Origin of the sequence: Rhizobium sp. RCC_161_2 (assembly GCF_041355235.1) — a bacterium.
Classification (GTDB): domain Bacteria; phylum Pseudomonadota; class Alphaproteobacteria; order Rhizobiales; family Rhizobiaceae; genus Rhizobium.
Genome location: NZ_JBFUPL010000001.1, coordinates 327647 through 345274, shown reverse-complemented (window position 1 = coordinate 345274; position 17628 = coordinate 327647). Strand labels below are relative to the sequence as shown.

Annotated in this window: 16 protein-coding genes; 5 read left to right on the top strand and 11 right to left on the bottom strand. The window is 59.8% G+C overall.

Annotated elements, in window-relative coordinates; genetic code table 11:
• Positions 1-5: 5 nt before the first annotated feature.
• Both AB6803_RS01525 and AB6803_RS01520 read right to left on the bottom strand, forming a co-directional pair.
• Entirely contained in the window at positions 6-659 is a 654-nt protein-coding gene (locus tag AB6803_RS01525; RefSeq protein WP_371107200.1) for a response regulator, read from the bottom strand.
• A complete protein-coding gene (locus AB6803_RS01520; protein ID WP_371107199.1) occupies positions 656-1750 on the bottom strand; it encodes a sensor histidine kinase in 1095 nt (364 codons plus the stop codon). Before AB6803_RS01520 ends, AB6803_RS01525 begins: the two co-directional genes overlap by 4 nt.
• A 275-nt stretch (positions 1751-2025) precedes the next feature.
• Between AB6803_RS01520 and AB6803_RS01515 the strand changes: the two genes are divergently transcribed.
• Entirely contained in the window at positions 2026-2421 is a 396-nt protein-coding gene (locus AB6803_RS01515; protein WP_371107686.1) for an SgcJ/EcaC family oxidoreductase, read from the top strand.
• Positions 2422-2511: 90 nt separating this feature from the next.
• Here the strand turns inward: AB6803_RS01515 and AB6803_RS01510 are convergent, their stop codons facing one another.
• From AB6803_RS01510 to AB6803_RS01470, 9 genes are all read right to left on the bottom strand, one after another.
• Positions 2512-3972 carry a M20 family metallopeptidase gene (locus AB6803_RS01510; RefSeq protein ID WP_371107685.1) on the bottom strand — a complete coding sequence of 487 codons (1461 nt, stop codon included), beginning with the start codon at positions 3970-3972 and terminating at the stop codon, positions 2512-2514.
• A 94-nt stretch (positions 3973-4066) separates the two neighbouring features.
• Entirely contained in the window at positions 4067-4873 is an 807-nt protein-coding gene (locus AB6803_RS01505; protein ID WP_371107198.1) for an ABC transporter ATP-binding protein, read from the bottom strand.
• Positions 4870-5859, bottom strand: a complete 990-nt coding sequence (locus AB6803_RS01500) for an ABC transporter ATP-binding protein (protein WP_371107197.1) — start codon at positions 5857-5859, stop codon at positions 4870-4872. The genes AB6803_RS01505 and AB6803_RS01500 overlap by 4 nt, the downstream gene beginning before the upstream one ends.
• 3 nt (positions 5860-5862) lie before the next feature.
• Positions 5863-6720 (bottom strand): ABC transporter permease, encoded by an 858-nt coding sequence (locus tag AB6803_RS01495; RefSeq protein WP_371107196.1) that lies wholly within the window; start codon positions 6718-6720, stop codon positions 5863-5865.
• A gap of 3 nt (positions 6721-6723) precedes the next feature.
• Positions 6724-7728, bottom strand: a complete 1005-nt coding sequence (locus AB6803_RS01490) for an ABC transporter permease (RefSeq protein ID WP_371107195.1) — start codon at positions 7726-7728, stop codon at positions 6724-6726.
• A 117-nt stretch (positions 7729-7845) separates the two neighbouring features.
• Positions 7846-9744 (bottom strand): ABC transporter substrate-binding protein, encoded by a 1899-nt coding sequence (locus tag AB6803_RS01485; RefSeq protein WP_371107194.1) that lies wholly within the window; start codon positions 9742-9744, stop codon positions 7846-7848.
• Positions 9745-9947: 203 nt separating this feature from the next.
• Positions 9948-11456: an alpha-N-arabinofuranosidase gene (locus AB6803_RS01480; RefSeq protein ID WP_371107193.1), complete on the bottom strand. Its 1509-nt coding sequence runs from the start codon at positions 11454-11456 to the stop codon at positions 9948-9950.
• A 226-nt stretch (positions 11457-11682) separates the two neighbouring features.
• A complete protein-coding gene (locus AB6803_RS01475; RefSeq protein WP_371107192.1) occupies positions 11683-12609 on the bottom strand; it encodes an ArsR/SmtB family transcription factor in 927 nt (308 codons plus the stop codon).
• A gap of 140 nt (positions 12610-12749) precedes the next feature.
• Positions 12750-13064 (bottom strand): hypothetical protein, encoded by a 315-nt coding sequence (locus AB6803_RS01470; RefSeq protein WP_371107191.1) that lies wholly within the window; start codon positions 13062-13064, stop codon positions 12750-12752.
• 428 nt (positions 13065-13492) lie between these two features.
• Between AB6803_RS01470 and kdpF the strand changes: the two genes are divergently transcribed.
• Genes kdpF through kdpB form a run of 4 tightly spaced genes read left to right on the top strand, consistent with a single transcriptional unit; the run spans position 13493 to position 17628 of the window.
• Complete coding sequence (gene kdpF / locus AB6803_RS01465; protein WP_034509905.1) at positions 13493-13582, top strand: K(+)-transporting ATPase subunit F; 90 nt, start codon at positions 13493-13495, stop codon at positions 13580-13582.
• 31 nt (positions 13583-13613) lie between these two features.
• On the top strand, positions 13614-15317 hold the full coding sequence (gene kdpA, locus AB6803_RS01460) for a potassium-transporting ATPase subunit KdpA (RefSeq protein WP_371107190.1): 1704 nt from the start codon (positions 13614-13616) through the stop codon (positions 15315-15317).
• Positions 15318-15328: 11 nt separating this feature from the next.
• The gene (locus AB6803_RS01455; protein WP_371107189.1) at positions 15329-15490 is read left to right on the top strand and encodes a hypothetical protein; all 162 of its coding nucleotides are present in this window, start codon (positions 15329-15331) and stop codon (positions 15488-15490) included.
• Between the two features lie 47 nt (positions 15491-15537).
• Complete coding sequence (gene kdpB / locus AB6803_RS01450; RefSeq protein WP_371107188.1) at positions 15538-17628, top strand: potassium-transporting ATPase subunit KdpB; 2091 nt, start codon at positions 15538-15540, stop codon at positions 17626-17628.

Here is a 17628-nt window from a genome sequence, read left to right as displayed (position 1 = left end):
ACTCGTCAAAGCTCGTCCTTTCGCAGCAGACCCGCCTGGATCGCCAGAACCGCCGCTTGGGTGCGATCATTGACGCCGAGCTTGCTCAGGATGCGCTCGACATGCACTTTCACTGTTCCCGGTGAAATCGACAGTGCTCTCGCAATGCCTTTGTTGGTTTCGCCAGTGGTCAAGCTACAAAGAATTTCGCGCTCCCGGTTCGTCAGTCTCTCAATGACCGTCTCCGCCGGCGATTCACGATCTATGCGTGCCAGCATCTTGCGCATCAGATCCGCGTCAAAAAACGCCTGTCCGTCCAGCACGATGTCGATGGTGCGCAGCAGTCCGTCGCGGCTGACATCCTTGAGGAGATAGCCGCTCGCCCCAACCTTGATCGCCGCACTGAGGTAGTCGATGCTCTCATGCATGGTGAGCATGACGATCTTGGTGTCCGGAGCGATTTTCCGGATTTCCGCGGCGGCACCCAGACCATCGAGCGGTGTCATGCGGATATCGAGAAGAATGAGATCGGGATGCAAGCGATCGCACAGCTCGACCGCCTCCAACCCGTTCTTTGCCTGGCCGACGATGTCCAGGCTCTCCGATGTCGCAAGGACGGCGGCAATCCCCGAGCGTGCGAGATCATGGTCGTCGGCAATGACGATCGATGCAGTCTTCATGGAGACGATTCCCGGTTCAAGTCAGTTTGCACTTCCGCCAGCAGGCGGGTTCCGGCACCCGGCGCGCTGTCGATCGACAGGGTTCCGCCGACCAGCGCCAGGCGCTCGCGCATCGCCGGCAAGCCGACCCCGTGTCCCCTCTCCGGCCGATGATCGCTCACTGCGAAACCGCGCCCATCGTCGGATACCGTCAGCGTGACGATCCCACCCGCGTTTTCGGCAAGCTCAATGCGAACATGCTTGCAGGCCGCATGCTTTTCGGCATTGGCGAGCGCCTCCTGTGCGACACGATAGAGGACGATCTCGACCGCACGCGGAAGCCGGGTCTCTCCAAGCTGATCCGAGAAGGAGACATGTTCGATCCGCATCGAATCCAGCTTCGCCCGGATCGCCGCGGCAAGACCGAGATCGTCGAGCTCGGCCGGCCTGAGATCGGCGATGGCGAGCCTGATATCACCGACACAGCGACGGGCGAGATCGATACAGTTGGTCAGCTTCTGTGCGGTCTGCTGGTCAATATCCTGACCGACCGTTGCTGCTTCCAGATGAAGCAACAAGCTGACGAGGCTCTGGGCGACGCCGTCATGCAGATCATAGGCAACGCGGGCGCGTTCCTTCTCCTGGGCGCTGATCATTTCCCCGACCAGATGGGCAAGCATGGCCTCGCGGCTCCGCAGCGCCTCGGTGAAAGCTTCACGTTCCTGCCGGCGCCTCTTGTCGTTGAGAGCCGCCAGAAATTGGTCGGCAACGATTTTCAGCGTTTGCTGGTCGTCGTCGGTCGTAAGGGTCTGCATCTCAGACGCAAGCGACAGAGAGATCCTGGGATCGTTTCCTTCAAGGTTGACGGTAAAAACGATTCCCAAGGATGGTTGCGACGCACCGCGTTCGTATCGAATGGCTTCAACTGCCGGATCGTCGGAAAACTCGATCCGCGCGGCGGATGCGCCGCAGAAGGAACAGACAAGGGCGAGCACCTGTCGGGCGGCGATCTCGAAGTCCATCGTGTCGAGAATGGTTCGCACCTCGACGATCAGCCTCAGGCGTGCGGCTTTTGCTTCGGACTCCCGGTAGAGCCGGCGCAGTTCTCTCACGGGAGATTCTAGGTTTTCCACTGTCTCTGGTCTCTGGCATGGGCCGGCGCCCGATGCTCCGGTGTCGTCTTAGATAAACATTCCGTAAGCCGATGAACATACGCCAACCGGCATATCATTTCACCGCCGACCGGCAGATCGTTTCAGCATTTGAGCGGACTTATCTTCAGGCTACCGGCGATGAGGCCGGAGAAAACAGTCAAAATTGGAGATACCCCCTTATGTATAAGTTTGTCATGGTCGCCGCTGTCGCTACTGTCCTGGCTGGCCAGGCAATGGCCGCCGAATGCACGCCGATCACCGAAAAGCAGGTGGAAGGCCTCTTCGATCGCTGGAACACGTCGCTTGCAACGCTTAACCCCGAGAAGGTCGTCGAGAACTATGCCCCGGACGCGGTTCTCCTGCCGACGCTCTCCAACAAGCCGCGCCTGACGCAGGAAGAGCGGGTGACCTACTTCACGGACTTCCTGAAGAAGAAGCCGCAGGGCAAGATCGACAGCCGCACCATCAAGATCGGCTGCGACAAGGTGATCGACACCGGCACCTATACCTTCACGCTTGCCGACGGCACGAAGGTTCCGGCCCGCTACACCTTCACCTACAAGTTCGAGCATGGGAAATGGCTGATCACCTCGCACCACTCGTCGGCGATGCCGGAAACCCATAGCTAACACTGGGCCGCAAGATGCGTTCCGATGCGCCGGAAACAGGGCGCATCGGAATTGCTCTTACCAACTCGGCCGCTGACCACCGAAACGGGTTCAGCCACGTGAGGAGCTGGTTGGCGGCATGCTCTCTTCCGGCAGAGGCGAGCGATACGGCTCGCCGCCACGACGCTCGAGAAGCTCCTGCTTCGCGCGGATCAACAAGTCCGGATTACCGATAGCCCTTGCACCCGTCGCCGCCATCACCTTGGCGGCGGTGACCATGGCCTTGTGAGCCGCAGGCAGCTTGCCCTGCGTGACGGTCTGCCATGTATGAAACGGCGTGCCGATTGCCGCCGTCGCCGTCAGGCATTGGGCCGTCGGCACGACCCAGCTCACATCCCCGACATCAGTGGAGCCCGAGAGCAGTCCCGGCTTGTCCCGCAGCGGCAAAATCGCATCATGCAGCGATTTCGGATAGTCCGCAGGTCCTCCGAATGCTTCGGCACCTGCACGGACATCCGCATCCGTCAGCGCGGCGGCCCGCAGACGATCGGCGAAATCGAAATCGGCGGCATCGAAATCCGGGGGTCCAAGCGTCGTGAACGCCTCGTGCATGGCCTCTTCCAGCGCCCGGTTGGGCAAGACGTTGGATGTGGAGCGGTCAAAGACCATTTCGACCCGCGTCTCTGTCATCAGTGCCGCGCCTTCGGCAATCTTGCGGACACGCTCGAACAGGATGCGGGCGTCGGCGATAGCCGGCGCGCGCACCAGATAAAGCCCTTCGGCGGAAGCCTGTACGACGTTCGGAGAGACGCCGCCGGTCTGGGTGATGGCATAGTGGACGCGCGCCTCCGAGGGCATATGCTCGCGCATGTAGTTGATGCCGATATTCATCAGTTCCAGCGCATCAAGGGCACTGCGGCCGAGATGCGGGCTGACGGCGGCGTGGGCGGCGCGGCCGCTGAAGCGGAAATAGGCCTGGACATTGGCAAGCGTCGAGGACGACATCACCGCATTGTAGATGCAGGGATGCCAGCAGAAGGCGGCGTCAAGGTCGTCGAAGACGCCGGCGCGCACCATATAGGTCTTGCCGGAGCCGCCCTCTTCCGCCGGGCAGCCATAATAGCGTATTCGCGCCTTCACCCCACTTGCAGCAACCGCATCGCGCAGCGCCACCGCCGCCAGCAACGACGCCGCACCCAGGAGATTATGGCCGCAGCCATGGCCGTTGGCGCCCGGCGTCGTGGTCTTTTCTTCCGTGACACCCGCATCCTGCGAAAGACCCGCCAGCGCATCGAATTCGCCCAGAAAGCCGATCGTCACATCGCCTTCGCCTGCTTCCGCCATGAAGGCGGTCGGCATGCCGGCGATATCGCGGGTAATGCGGAAGCCTTCGGCCTTCATGGCGGCGATGTGCTCTTCGACCGAGCGATGCTCTTCGAAGCGCAGTTCCGGCATGCCCCAGACGCGGTCGCTCAGGTCGATAAAGGTTTTTGCTTTTGCGTCGGCGCATTCGGCGATATGGCCGGCGGTGAGAAGGCCGTTATGTCCGGCCTTTGGCAGTCCATCTTGCATATCAGTCATTCCCTCGGCTTTGAGAAAGATTGGCGCCCACACATCCATCCGTTCCGAAGGAAATAAGACAACCATCAAAGTCTTGGATCAAACATCAAATCTCCGGAGTAGTCGACAGCACCGCTTCCTTGAGCGCCCGGGAATAGGGATGCTGCGGATTGTCCAGAACAGCCCGCGCCTGCCCTTGTTCGACGATCTCGCCTTTCTTCATGATGACGATGCGATCGCTGATGTAATAGGCGGTCGCCAGATCATGCGTGATGTATATGATCGATAGGCCCAGATCCTTCTTCAGCTGGCTGAAGAGATTGACAATCGCCATGCGGAGCGATGCATCGACCATCGAGACAGGCTCGTCGGCGACCAGAAGCCGCGGTTGCGGTATGAGCGCGCGGGCAATCGCCGTGCGCTGTAATTGCCCGCCGGAGAGCTCATGGGGAAACCGGCCCTTTACCTCGGCTAGGCTCAGACCGATATGCGACAGCGCGGTATCTGCCATGCGCTCGATTTCCTCTCGGCTCGGCCGCTTGCCGTCGGGCGCGAAGCTCCTTGCCGTCTCGAAGAGATAGCGGTCCACCCGTTTCAACGGGTTGAAAGCCTCGAACGGGTTTTGCAGCACCGGCTGGACCTGCCGCATGAAGGCGCGGCGCTCGACCCTGCCGTGAACGGCGACGGGGCTGCCCCGGAAATCCAACCGTCCTTCACTCGGCGCCGTCTGGCCGAGGATCATCGCCGCAATGGTCGACTTCCCCGAACCGGATTCGCCGACAATCGACAGGATCTCCGGCTCCTGCCCGAGCGTCAGGCTGACGTCCTTGACGGCGGTGATATGGCGTCCGCCGAGCAGACCGCCCTGCCGGTAGATCTTGGTGACATGCGAAAGCGAAAGCAGATCCGTCAAACCCGTTCTCCCGTCACCGCAAAGCAGGCCACGCGCCGGTCCGGCTCAACCGTGACCATCGGCGGTACCTCGCGGCTGCAAATATCCATACGCTTCGGACATCTCGGATGAAAACGACAGCCTTCCGGCGGCATGGCAAGATTGGGCGGGCGCCCTTCCAGCGACGGCCGGGTGCTTGCATCGCCGATGCGCGGAAGGCTCGCGACCAGATGCTGCGTATAAGGGTGCAGCGGCAGATGAAAGAGCTTGCGGGTCGGCGCCTCCTCGACCAGGCGGCCGGCATAGACGATGCCGATGCGGTCGGAGACGGCGGCATGAACGCCCATGTCATGGGTGACGAACAGGAAGGAGGAGCCCATGTCACGCTGGATCTCGCGGATCATCGTCAGCACATCGCGCTGCACGATAACATCGAGGGCCGTCGTCGGTTCGTCGGCGATGATGAATTCTGGCGTCAGGATGGTGGCAAGTGCGATGGTCATGCGCTGGCGCATGCCGCCGGACAATTCGTGGGGATAGGCATCGAGAAGCTGGGGATCGAGCTTCAGCCGCTGAAGATGGCTCCCGACCCGGTCGAGAAAAGTAGCCCTGTCGACCTTCATGTGGCGAAAGGCGAAATCCGTGAACGAGTGGCGAATGCGCCGCACGGGATTGAGCACGTTCATCGAGCCCTGCATGATGTAGGACAGATGCCGCCACCGGAGCGCCGCCCTCGCCTCCGGTGTCATGCCATAGATGTCCTGCGTGCCACCGTTGAAGTGAAAGGTGACACTGCCCTCGACAACCCTCAATGGCGGACGGATGGCGCCGGCGATGGTCTTGATGAGCGTCGTCTTGCCGCTACTCGATTCCCCGGCAACGCCGTAGATCTCGCCGCGACCGATCGTCAGGCTGATATCGTCGACGGCGCGCACCTCGCGATCGACGCCATAGAGGAAGGCTTTGTAATAGGCTTTGAGGTTCCTGACTTCGACCACAGCGTCCATGACTTAGCCCCCCATCCGGTTCAGCCGGCTGCGCGGATCGTTGTATTCGTTCATCGACATCGACAGCAGGAAGAGCGCCGTGAACAGCACGACGATGGCTGCGACCGGTGCCGCGACCCACCACCATACCCCGGCGATCAGCGCCGAATGCGCGTTCGCCCAGTAGATCATCATGCCCATGGTCGGGGTTTCGATATCCGTGAAACCGAGCACCGACAGTGTGATTTCCATGCCGATCGACCAGATCATGTTGTTCATCGTCGTGGCGAAGACGATCGGCAGGACATAGGGCAAATGCTCCTGCACGAGGATCTTGTACATGCTCATGCCGGAATAGACGCTCTGGGTCGTGAACGGCCGGCTCTTGAGGCTGATCGCCACCGAGCGGATCAGGCGTGCGTCGTAAGACCATCCGAGCGAGGCCATCACCACGATGAGCACAGTCCAGGTCATTCCGTCCTTGAGCACGAAATAGAACAGGATCAGCAGCGGAAACTGCGGAATGACCATGATGCTGTCGTTGATCGCCATCAGCACGCGGTCGACCGCACCGCCGAGGTAACCCGCCACGAGACCGACCACCAACGAGATGATGCGGGACAGAAACGCCACCCCGATGCCGAAATAGAGCGTGTTCCTGAGAGCTGTCGTGAGCTGCCAGAAAACATCCTGGCCGCGCGAGGTCGTGCCGAGCCAATATTCGCCATCGGGCGGCATGTCGGGCGGCAGGACATAGATGTCCGAGGGACCATAGGGCGAAAAATAGGACAGGATCACCAGCGCGACGATCACCGCGAAAAGCAGCAGGCCGCAAAGGAATTCCGCATTCTGGCGGGCGAGGTCGCGAACGATCGTGAACATGCTTTATTCCACCCTGATGCGCGGGTCGATCAGCGGACCCAATATATCGATGATGAATACGGCGGCGGCGACGCCAGTGATGGAGAGTGCGCTCAACCCCAGCACGAGGCTGTAATCGCCGGCGTGCACCGCTGAAATCAGCAGGTTTCCGATGCCGGGATAGCCGAAGACGATCTCCGTGATGATCGTGCCGTTGAAGACCGCCCCCAGCGACATGGCAAGGCCGGTAAACTGCGGCACCATGGCATTGCGCGCGATGTAGGACCGCAGGATACGGTTCTTCGGTACGCCGCCGAGCTCGGCGAAGGTCACATAGTCCTCGGTGATGATATTGGAGACCAGCGCCCGCATGCCGATCAGCCAGCCGCCTGTGCCGACAAGGATCAGCGACAGCGCCGGCAGGATGGAATGCTTCAGAATGTCGAGAACCAGCGCAAAGGACATTTGCAGATTGGTGTTCATCTCATATCCGCCGTTGATCGGCAGGATCGGCCATAGATAGCCGAAGAGGATGATCAGCACGAAGGCGAGAATGTAGTAGGGGATCGGCTGCATCGCGATGAAGACGAGGCTGACAGCTTTCAGCACCATGCTCTTGCGATAATAGCCCGCAAGCGCGCCGATCATGTTACCGAGGATGAAGGTAAACAGCGTCGCAACCGTCATCAGGCCGATCGTCCACGGCAAGGACCGCAGGATGATGGTCGAGACGGGCGTCGGAAAGGCGGAGAGAGACGGTCCGAGATCGCCGGTCGCAAGACGCGTCCAGAAATGCACATATTGCTGCCAGAGCGAGCCCTCCATGCCGTAGAGTTCGCGGAGCGACTGGCGCATGAGGTCGACGGCGCGCGGATCGGACTGCCCCATCTGCTGGATGGCGCCGATACTCTGCTCGACGGGATCGATCGGAGTCATATGGGTGATGAAGAAGGTCGCGGAAATGCCGAGAAAGACAACGAGCAGGAACTGGCCAAATCGCTTCAATACGAAAATGGGATAGGACGCCATGCCGTCGTTTTCCTTGCTGCTTGCGCTTCATCACTCTTCAAAAAAGGGTCGCCGGACTCGCTTAATGTCCGGCGACAGGTGCCCGACGCGACAGAGCCGCGTCAGGGTTGGGAGGATTTATGGCTGCGCCGGCTTCAGCTTGACCATCATCAGCCGGGAATTCGCCCAATTGGGAACCGGATCGGTATAAGGGTCGGCGATCGTCGGGTAGCCTTTCCAGTAGGTCGTATCCATCGACGTGAAGACGTTGTAGGACATCAGCGGAATGGTCGGCATTTCGCGAGCGACAAGCTTCAGATAGTCCTTGCCAAGCTCGATACCCTTCGGATCGTTAGCACTCACCCGACGGATGCTCTCGATGATCTTGTCGAGCTCCGGATTGGACCAGCGCTGCCAGTTGCGGGCCGACTGGTTCTCGCCCTTCTTGGCAACGAAATCCGAATGCCAGCTTTCCAGGAAGAACGACAGGTCCGGATCGCCACCCCATGTCTCAACGCTCCAGGCGATCGCGCATTGGAAATCGCCTGTTGCCAGCCCCTGCCAGACGGCGGAGGACGGAGCAGCCTTGGAGTCGATGCCGAAGGCTGCCCATTGCTGGGCGATCAGAGTGCCCGCGCGGGTGAAGACCGAGCGCGTATCGCCTTCCACCGTCAGGCGGATCTTGAAAGGCTGGCCATCCGGCGTCATCCATTTGCCGCCAACCTTCTTGAAGCCGGCCTTTTCCAGGAGTTCAGTGGCGGCCTGCGGATCGGGCTTCCACCAGCCATAGCCGAAGGCCGTGCTGATAGCGGCCGGATCCGTCGGGATCTGATCCTTGTATTTCGGCTGCTTGCGCAGCATATCGGCGACCTGCTGGCCGATCGTCGGATCATAGGGCTTGATCTTGCGCTTGCCGGTATCGACTTCAAAATCCTTGAGCCAATCCTGCAACGGCGCCTGATAATCCTTCATTGCAATGGCCGTAGGCGGAACGCCAAGCGCTGAAAGCGTGGCGGCACCGCGATAGCTCGCCATGTCGACTGCCTTGATATCGATGAGCAGTGCGAGAGCCCAACGGACATCGGCGTTCTTGAACAGCGGGTCCTGCGTGTTGAAGATGACCGCCGGCAGTGTCGGATCGGGATGGGCGAAGGGGAAACCCGGGAACCAGCTTTCAATCGTCTTGGATTTATCCTTCAGCGTGAACATGCCCTCGGGCGTGTTATCGTGAATGATATCGAGATTGTGCTCCAGCTGAGCAATGGTGCGTTTATCCGGCGGGCCAGGATCGACGTAAGTGACGTATTTCGGACCCGGCTCGCCAAGGCGGGCAAGCGAGGTGCGCTGCCAATCATCGCGTTTTTCCCAGGTGTACCATTTGCCCTGCGGATCAAAACTTTTCAGCTTGTAGGCGCCGAGCGAGACCGGATTGGCGAAATCGTAGCGAACCGGATCGGCGACTTTTTCAAAGACATGTTTTGGCATGATCCAGGCGCCGTTCCACCGTACGGTGAAGATGGCGTGGAACCGCGAATTCGGCTTTTTGAGCTTAAAGACGACGGTATAGGGGTCCGTCGCCTCGACGCTGGCGACCTGCACGGAAAAGGCGGCGCTCCAGTTCATACCCGGATGATCTATCTGGGTCTTGACCGTATAGACCACGTCATCAGCGGTGAACTCGACGCCGTCGCTCCAATAGAGCCCCTTGCGCAGCTTGACCGTCATCTGGGTGAAGTCGTCATTATATTGCGGCTTGTCGGCGGCGAGAGAATTGTCCCAGGCCGAACCACCGAGCCCCTGTTCAGGATCGATGTACCAGAGCGTATCCATGGTCAATTGCTGCAGGCCGGTCGAGACACCGCCGCCGCCATTGACCCAGACGTTGAACCAGCCGGGATTCTTGATCGTCCCTTCCGGGTTTTCGACGATCAGCGTCTCCTTGCGTGGCAAGGTCGTATATTCTTGTGCCTTGGCCGCCGCGACCAGGCCGAACGTGGCCAGCGCGACACCAAAAGCAAGCCTCTTCCACTTCTGCATGATCTCCTCCCTAGTTATCCATCGGACGACACGCCAAACGACGTGCCGTGACTTTCAAACTCCCTGCGTTAGCCGGACCTTGAACATCGGATGTCCAAACCAGCTCGCAACAGATCACCGTACCAACATGTATCGCCTCCTCGCGACATGTCGGACGTCATTGCAGGCCGGGGCGCGTTCAACCGCGTCCCGGCAACCAGCTATCACACCGACAGCCGGATCACGTTATAGGACAGTGGCTTCAGCGTAGCGCGAAGCCGGCCATCCTCGACCTTGGCGTCACCCGTCTTGGCGGGAACGACGGCATTGGGCCGGGACGCCGTGTTGACCGCCTCAAGCTTCTCGTGAACCATCTCGTACTGCTCGATGACGCGCGCGCCGGGGAAACCTTCCAGCCGGGTGTCGAGATCGAGTGCAGAGTCCAGATGGCGGTTCACGGCAAACAGGGTGACCGTATTCCCCGTGGCGTCATGAACGGCGGAGACATCGAGATAGGGCACGTCGTCGGCCTCGTCGCTGTCGTAGGTCGGGCCGTCGGTGACCAGCCGAAGCGCGAAGCCCCGGCCGTATTTCGAGGCGAAATAGAGCGGATAATAGATGGTCTGCCGCCAGGCGGGACCGCCATCTTCCGTCATAATCGGCGCAATGACGTTCACAAGCTGGGCGATGCAGGCGATGCGGACCCGATCGGACCGGCGGATGAACGTGTTCAGAATGCCGCCGACCTGAAGAACGTCCTCGAAATTATAGACGTCTTCGAGGAGGTGCGGCGCATCCGGCCACTCGTCGCGCGCAAGGATGTCCTTGTCCTGCTGGTTCGAGTGATACCAGACGTTCCATTCGTCGAAGGAAATGCCGATCGTCTTCTTGGAGCGCTTCTTCGCCTTGATATAGTCGATCACACCACCGATCGTGCCGATATAGCGATCGAGCTTCTCCGCCTTGGCGAGATAGTTGAGCGTGTTCTTCTCACGATTGGCGAAGTACATGTGCAGCGAGATATGGTCGGCGCTGTCGTAGCACTGTTCCAGAACCTGCGCTTCCCAATCCGGATAGGTCTTCATTTCCGAATTGGACGAACCGCAGACGACCAGCTCCAGCGACTTGTCGAAGCCGCGCATGGCCTTGGCCGTCTCGTCGGCCAGGCGGCCATATTCGTAAGCCGATTTATGACCAACCTGCCACGGACCGTCCATCTCGTTGCCGAGGCACCACAGCTTCACGCCATGGGGATCGGCCCAGCCATGCTTGCGGCGGAGATCCGACCAATAGGTGCCGCCCGGATGATTGCAATATTCAAGGAAGTTGCGTGCGTCATCAAGACCGCGCGAGCCCAGATTGACGGCCAGCATCGGCTTGGTGTTGGCCTTCTTGCACCAGTCGACGAACTCGTTGACACCGATCTGGTTGCTCTCGCGGGTACGCCAGGCAAGATCAAGACGCACAGGACGCTCGGAACGGGGACCCACCCCGTCCTCCCAATTATAGGCGGATACGAAATTGCCGCCGGGATAACGGCAGTAAGGTGAATTCAGTTCGCGGACCAGTTCGATAACGTCCTGACGAAATCCGTCCGCATCCGCAGTCGGATGGCCGGGCTCATAGATGCCCCCATAGATCGCCCTGCCCAGATGCTCCAGAAACGAGCTGTAGAGCCGATCGTCGATATCGGCAATCCGGAAATCGCGATGGATGACCACTTGCGCCTTCACTGCTATCCTCCCGTATATGTATCAAATATTTCGTTCTTATACCTAGATGCTGATACACTTTTGGCAAGTCGTCAACGCCAATTTATGCGCCATCAAAGCTAAAAAATCGCCTCGCACTGCGGAAAATATAGACAAAATTTAGCAAATTCAATGAATTGCGCGAAAATTGCCCGAAACCATCATTCCATAGGAACGCCGGCTATATATCACAATTTATGATTTGAACTTACGAGAGATCAATCCGCATCAGGATATCGCGGCCATAATTGCCGAAGCCCCGGCCGAATATGTTCACGCCGCCCGTGTGGCGTGCATCGTCGGCGATGCCGATCCGAAGCCGGATCGAGGAATGCTGGCCGATGGCAAGATCATCGATGGTGACATCCGAGGCGGCGATGCCATCGATGAACGTACCCTTTTTCGAGATCCGCCAGGTCTTGAGTTTGCCGTATTGGGAGCCCTCAAGCTTCCACCAGGCCGGCGTGAAGGCGCCACGCTTGTCGCCATAATCGCCCGGCGACGTCCACATGCCCACAGCAACGCCATTGACCCAGATGGTGATATCGGAGGGCCAGTCGGGATTGGTGCCGGGAACTTCGGAAGACAGTTCCACCGAGAACTCGATGGCATTGACATTCTTGTTCAAGATCTTGGCATTATTGGGGAATTTATATTCCACATGGCCACGCCCAAACCACAGCAAACCGGCCTGCATGCGCTGAGGATCAAGGAAATAGTCGGGAACGTCGAGCAGACCGATCACGCCTTCGGTGGAGCAGAGACCACACGGCGCATGGGTCTCGCAGCTCGTATAGAGACCGATCGGCATCGCCACCTCGATCACATCCTCGTCGTGCTTCAAGGCGGGATCCTCGAAGCTGACAAGGATCTCGTCATAAAGCGCGGAGCAGATCTTCTGATATCCCTTGCGGGCTTTTGCAGCCTTGGTTTCGACCAAGCCGGCCTCTTCCAGGATCATGATCCCGGTCGCAACCGTCGACTGCGGCAGATCCAAAGCCCGTGCGATTTCATTCACATTCAGGGGGCCTTTGGAGCACAGCAACCTGAGCATGTCCACGCGCGCGGGCACTGAGAGCGCCCGCAACGCCGCAGCATTCTCACCGGCATAGATCGTTAGAAAGCCGCGCTTCATCGTTTCCTGCGTGCCCCATCAATTACCTTCATTTATATCAGCATTTCTGATTTAACAAGGCCATCGATGAACAGGGATGGATTTCGAGCTTCGCGGATTAATCTCCTGTGTGTGGCTGCTGCGGCCTGACTGACTGGGAGTTATTCGGCGCTCACAATGTCGGTGTCTTGGATCGCGTCAAAATTCTGGCCAAAGTCCTGAGGTACGTCCGCTCCCCTCGCCCAGGCTTCCGCCTGGTTCATCAGGGAGACCATTTCCTGTTTCAACACATGCGATCGCAGGATATCGATCGCGTGATTGGGGTTGGTACGCGGATTGTAAAAGGCTCCGATATCCTCGCCGGTCTCCCGCCTTGCCGTTTCCAGGCGCGCTTTCAATTCACTTACGTCGGCCTTCACCACAAAGTACCGTCTCATCGTTTCGATAAGGCTCCGGTCGCTTTCATTCAACGTCATCAATTTTCCGTCTCGCTATTGTCGACCCGGCCTATTGATCTGATTCGAATGGCGAAATCTGGATTATGATGTCGCCAGCGGGAGAGCAGCCATGGATGGAGCCAAGAGCGCGGCCGGCGATAGATCTCTCCCCACACAGCCGGCATTTATAAGATTTTTATATCTTTCCCCTCCCCGCCGTCTCGAACCTTAATGCAGTTTGGGCGCATATTGACATTAGAGATATCTAAAGGATGATCTCCATGCCGGGAAGAAACGAAAGGCGCCTTCTTTGAAGGTGCCTTCGGTCCATTTCGGTGTTCAACAAGAACAGTCAAGGATCAACGATCGATGATGGACATTCTTCTTATCGGGATCGGCGTTTTATTTTTCATTCTGTGCATCGCTTATACCAAAGCCTGCGACAGCCTCTAGTCGGAGAGACACCAATGCTCCTGGATTATATTCTCGGCGGCGGCGTGACGCTCTTTCTCACCGCTTACCTGATCTACGCTCTCATTCGCCCTGAGCGCTTTTAATTTTTAGCGCCAGATAGGGAAAGTTACCCCCATGACCTTCAATGGATGGCTTCAGATCCTGATCTATATCGGGATCCTCCTTGTGCTCGTCAAACCGCTCGGCGGTTACATGACGCGTGTCTTCACGGGCGAGCGCACACTTCTCTCCTACGTCCTCGGTCCGCTGGAACGGGGGCTTTATCGCATTGCGGGAACGGATGAGCGCGAGGAACAGCACTGGACGACCTATTCGATCTCCATGCTGCTTTTCAGCCTCGCCGGCTTCTTCGTGCTCTATATGCTGCAGCGGTTCCAGGCGAGCCTGCCCTACAACCCGGCGGGCATGAGCTCGATCGGTCCGGAGCTCTCGTTCAACAACGCCGCCAGCTTCGTGACCAACACCAACTGGCAGAACTACGGCGGCGAAAGCACGATGTCGTATCTCGTGCAGATGGCCGGCTTGACCGTCCAGAACTTCGCCTCCGCCGCGACCGGCATCGCGCTGGCCATTGCGCTGATCCGCGCCTTCTCGCGCGCCTCGGGCAAGGCGATCGGCAATTTCTGGGTCGATCTGACCCGGGCGACGCTCTATGTCCTGCTTCCGGCCTGCATCGTCATGACATTGGTCTTCGTCTATCTCGGCGTGCCGCAGACACTCGGCCCCTATGTCAACGCGACCACGCTCGAAGGCGCGCAGCAGACGATTGCCGTCGGCCCGGTTGCCTCGCAGCTTGCGATCAAGATGCTCGGCACCAATGGCGGTGGCTTCTTCAACGCCAACTCCGCTCATCCCTTCGAAAATCCGGATGCGATCTCCAACATGATCCAGATGCTGGCGATTTTCGCCATCGGCGCGGCGCTCACCAACGTCTTCGGGCGCATGGTCGGCAACCAGCGTCAAGGCTGGGCAATCCTCGCCGCGATGGGCACGCTGTTCATCGCCGGTGTCATCGTCACCTATTGGGCTGAAGCTGCCGGCAATCCGCTGGTGCATGCGCTCGGCGTCCAGGGTGGCAATATGGAAGGTAAGGAAGTGCGCTTCGGCATCACCATGTCGTCGCTCTTCGCGGTCATCACCACGGCGGCGTCCTGCGGCGCGGTCAATGGCATGCTCGGCAGCTTCACGGCGATTGGCGGCATGATCCCCTTGATCAACCTGCAGCTCGGCGAAGTCATCGTCGGTGGCGTCGGCGCCGGTTTCTACGGCATCCTGATGTTCGTCATCATCGCCATCTTCGTCGCCGGCCTGATGGTCGGGCGCACGCCGGAATATCTCGGCAAGAAGATCGAGGCCAAGGAAGTGAAGATGGCGATGCTCGCTGTTCTCTGCTTGCCTGCCGGCATGCTGATCTTCACCGCGATCTCCGTCGTCCTGCCTAGCGCGGTCGCGGCCATCGGCAACCCCGGTCCGCACGGTTTCTCGGAAATCCTCTACGCCTACAGCTCGGCAGCCGCGAATAACGGCTCGGCCTTCGCCGGCCTCTCCGCCAACACGACCTGGTACAACATCACGCTTGGTGTCGTCATGCTGATCGGCCGCTTCCTGGTCATCGTTCCCGCACTTGCCATTGCCGGTTCGCTGATCGCCAAGAAGACAGTTCCGGCCTCGGCCGGCACCTTCCCGACGGACGGTCCGCTATTTGTCGGCTTGCTGGTTGGCACGATCCTAATCGTCGGTGGTCTGACCTTCTTCCCGGCGCTCGCGCTCGGTCCGATCGTCGAGCATCTGTCGATGATCGCCGGCCAGGCCTTCTGAGGAATATGGCGATGACGCAGCCACTCATGCCTAAGCTTCGAAAGCTCATCGATCCACGCCCCTTGGACAGTGGGCGTGGCCCGGCCCGAACGGCCTGCGCTTCCGATGCCATACTGGTGGCGATGGTCACGCTGTTCCTCGGCCTTGCCGTCTTCGGATTCTTACTTGGCTGACCGGGCAATCCCGGTCTCCCTTTTCCCTCTTCACGCTGGAGTCTCTTATGAGCCAGTTAAAATCCGCGAGTATTTTGGATTCTCGCATCCTCGTTCCGGCCGTGGGCGCCGCTTTCAAGAAGCTGAACCCGCGGACGCTTGCCAAGAACCCCGTCATGTTCGTGGTTGCCGTCGTCTCGGCGCTGACCACCGTGCTCTTCCTGCGCGATCTTTTGACCGGCGGTGGCAATCTCGGCTTCTCGCTCCAGATCAATATCTGGCTCTGGTTCACCGTGCTGTTTGCCAACTTCGCCGAAGCCGTCGCCGAAGGCCGCGGCAAGGCCCAGGCCGACTCGCTGCGCAAGGCGCGCACCGAGACGCAGGCCAAGCTTCTCTCCGGCAATAGCCGCTCCGATTATAAGATGGTGCCCGGCACCAGCCTGAAGGTCGGCGATGTCGTACTGGTCGAAGCCGGCGACATCATCCCCTCCGACGGCGAAGTCATCGAAGGTGTGGCCTCGGTCAACGAAGCGGCGATTACAGGTGAATCGGCGCCTGTCATCCGCGAATCCGGCGGCGACCGCTCGGCCGTCACAGGCGGCACGCAGGTGCTCTCCGATGAGATCCGTGTTCGCATCACCGCGGCTGCCGGCTCGACCTTCATCGACCGCATGATCGCGCTCGTCGAAGGTGCTGAACGTCAGAAGACCCCGAACGAGATTGCGCTCAACATCCTGCTCGCAGGCATGACGCTGATCTTCGTACTCGCCACGGTGACGATCCCGAGCTTTGCGACCTATGCCGGCGGCTCGATCCCAACCGTCGTTCTCGTCGCTCTGTTCGTAACGCTGATCCCCACCACCATCGGTGCGCTCCTCTCCGCCATCGGCATTGCCGGCATGGACCGCCTTGTGCGCTTCAACGTGCTTGCCATGTCCGGCCGTGCCGTCGAGGCCGCCGGTGACGTCGACACGCTGCTGCTCGACAAGACCGGCACGATCACCCTCGGCAACCGCCAGGCCACCTCGTTCCGCCCGGTCAAGGGCGTGACGGAGCAGGATCTGGCCGATGCGGCACAGCTCGCTTCGCTCGCCGACGAAACGCCTGAGGGCCGTTCCATTGTCGTGCTCGCCAAGGAGAAATACGCGATCCGTGGCCGCGACATGACCAGCCTGAAGGCCACTTTCGTGCCTTTCACCGCCCAGACCCGCATGAGTGGCGTCGATGTCGAAGGCTCTTCCATCCGCAAGGGTGCGGTGGACGCGGTGTTGGCCTATGTCAACGGCAGCGCCACTGCTGCCTCCAGCGCCGGCGCGACAGTGATTTCGCGCACCAGCAGCGAGACCGTCCGCGAATTGCAGGCGATTTCGGACGAAATCTCCAAGGCCGGCGGCACACCGCTTGCCGTTGCCCGCGACGGCCGCCTGCTCGGCGTCATCCAGCTCAAGGACATCGTCAAGGGCGGGATCCGCGAGCGTTTCGCCGAACTGCGCCGCATGGGCATCCGCACGGTGATGATCACCGGCGACAACCCGCTGACGGCTGCAGCCATCGCCGCGGAAGCCGGCGTGGACGATTTCCTTGCCCAGGCAACGCCGGAAATGAAGCTGGCGCTGATGCGCGAGGAGCAGGCGAAGGGCAAGCTCGTTGCCATGTGCGGCGACGGCACCAACGACGCCCCGGCACTTGCCCAGGCCGACGTCGGTGTCGCCATGAACACCGGCACGGTTGCCGCCCGCGAGGCCGGCAACATGGTCGACCTCGACAGCGACCCGACGAAACTCATCGAGATCGTCGAAATCGGCAAGCAGTTGCTGATGACCCGCGGCGCGCTCACCACCTTCTCAATCGCTAACGACATCGCCAAGTACTTCGCCATCATCCCGGCGATGTTCATCGCTTTCTATCCGCAGCTGAAGATGCTGAACGTCATGGGGCTAGCAACGCCGCAGAGCGCCATTCTCTCCGCCATCATCTTCAACGCGCTGATCATCATTGCGCTGATCCCGCTGTCGCTGAAGGGCGTTCGCTATCGTCCGATCGGCGCCGGCGCCCTGCTCAGCCGCAATCTCTTGATCTACGGCCTAGGCGGCATCATCGTGCCCTTCATCGGCATCAAGGCCATCGATATGGCGATCACCGCCATCGGCCTGGTCTAA

Coding starts and splice junctions, on each gene's coding strand:
- kdpF (WP_034509905.1), top strand. CDS start 13,493: ATGCTCCTGGATTATATTCTCGGCGGCGGCGTGACGCTCTTTCTCACC.
- AB6803_RS01495 (WP_371107196.1), bottom strand. CDS start 6,720: ATGTTCACGATCGTTCGCGACCTCGCCCGCCAGAATGCGGAATTCCTT.
- AB6803_RS01515 (WP_371107686.1), top strand. CDS start 2,026: ATGGCCGCCGAATGCACGCCGATCACCGAAAAGCAGGTGGAAGGCCTC.
- AB6803_RS01470 (WP_371107191.1), bottom strand. CDS start 13,064: ATGACGTTGAATGAAAGCGACCGGAGCCTTATCGAAACGATGAGACGG.
- AB6803_RS01500 (WP_371107197.1), bottom strand. CDS start 5,859: ATGGACGCTGTGGTCGAAGTCAGGAACCTCAAAGCCTATTACAAAGCC.
- AB6803_RS01510 (WP_371107685.1), bottom strand. CDS start 3,972: ATGCAAGATGGACTGCCAAAGGCCGGACATAACGGCCTTCTCACCGCC.
- AB6803_RS01485 (WP_371107194.1), bottom strand. CDS start 9,744: ATGCAGAAGTGGAAGAGGCTTGCTTTTGGTGTCGCGCTGGCCACGTTC.
- kdpB (WP_371107188.1), top strand. CDS start 15,538: ATGAGCCAGTTAAAATCCGCGAGTATTTTGGATTCTCGCATCCTCGTT.
- AB6803_RS01475 (WP_371107192.1), bottom strand. CDS start 12,609: ATGAAGCGCGGCTTTCTAACGATCTATGCCGGTGAGAATGCTGCGGCG.
- kdpA (WP_371107190.1), top strand. CDS start 13,614: ATGACCTTCAATGGATGGCTTCAGATCCTGATCTATATCGGGATCCTC.
- AB6803_RS01525 (WP_371107200.1), bottom strand. CDS start 659: ATGAAGACTGCATCGATCGTCATTGCCGACGACCATGATCTCGCACGC.
- AB6803_RS01455 (WP_371107189.1), top strand. CDS start 15,329: ATGACGCAGCCACTCATGCCTAAGCTTCGAAAGCTCATCGATCCACGC.
- AB6803_RS01490 (WP_371107195.1), bottom strand. CDS start 7,728: ATGGCGTCCTATCCCATTTTCGTATTGAAGCGATTTGGCCAGTTCCTG.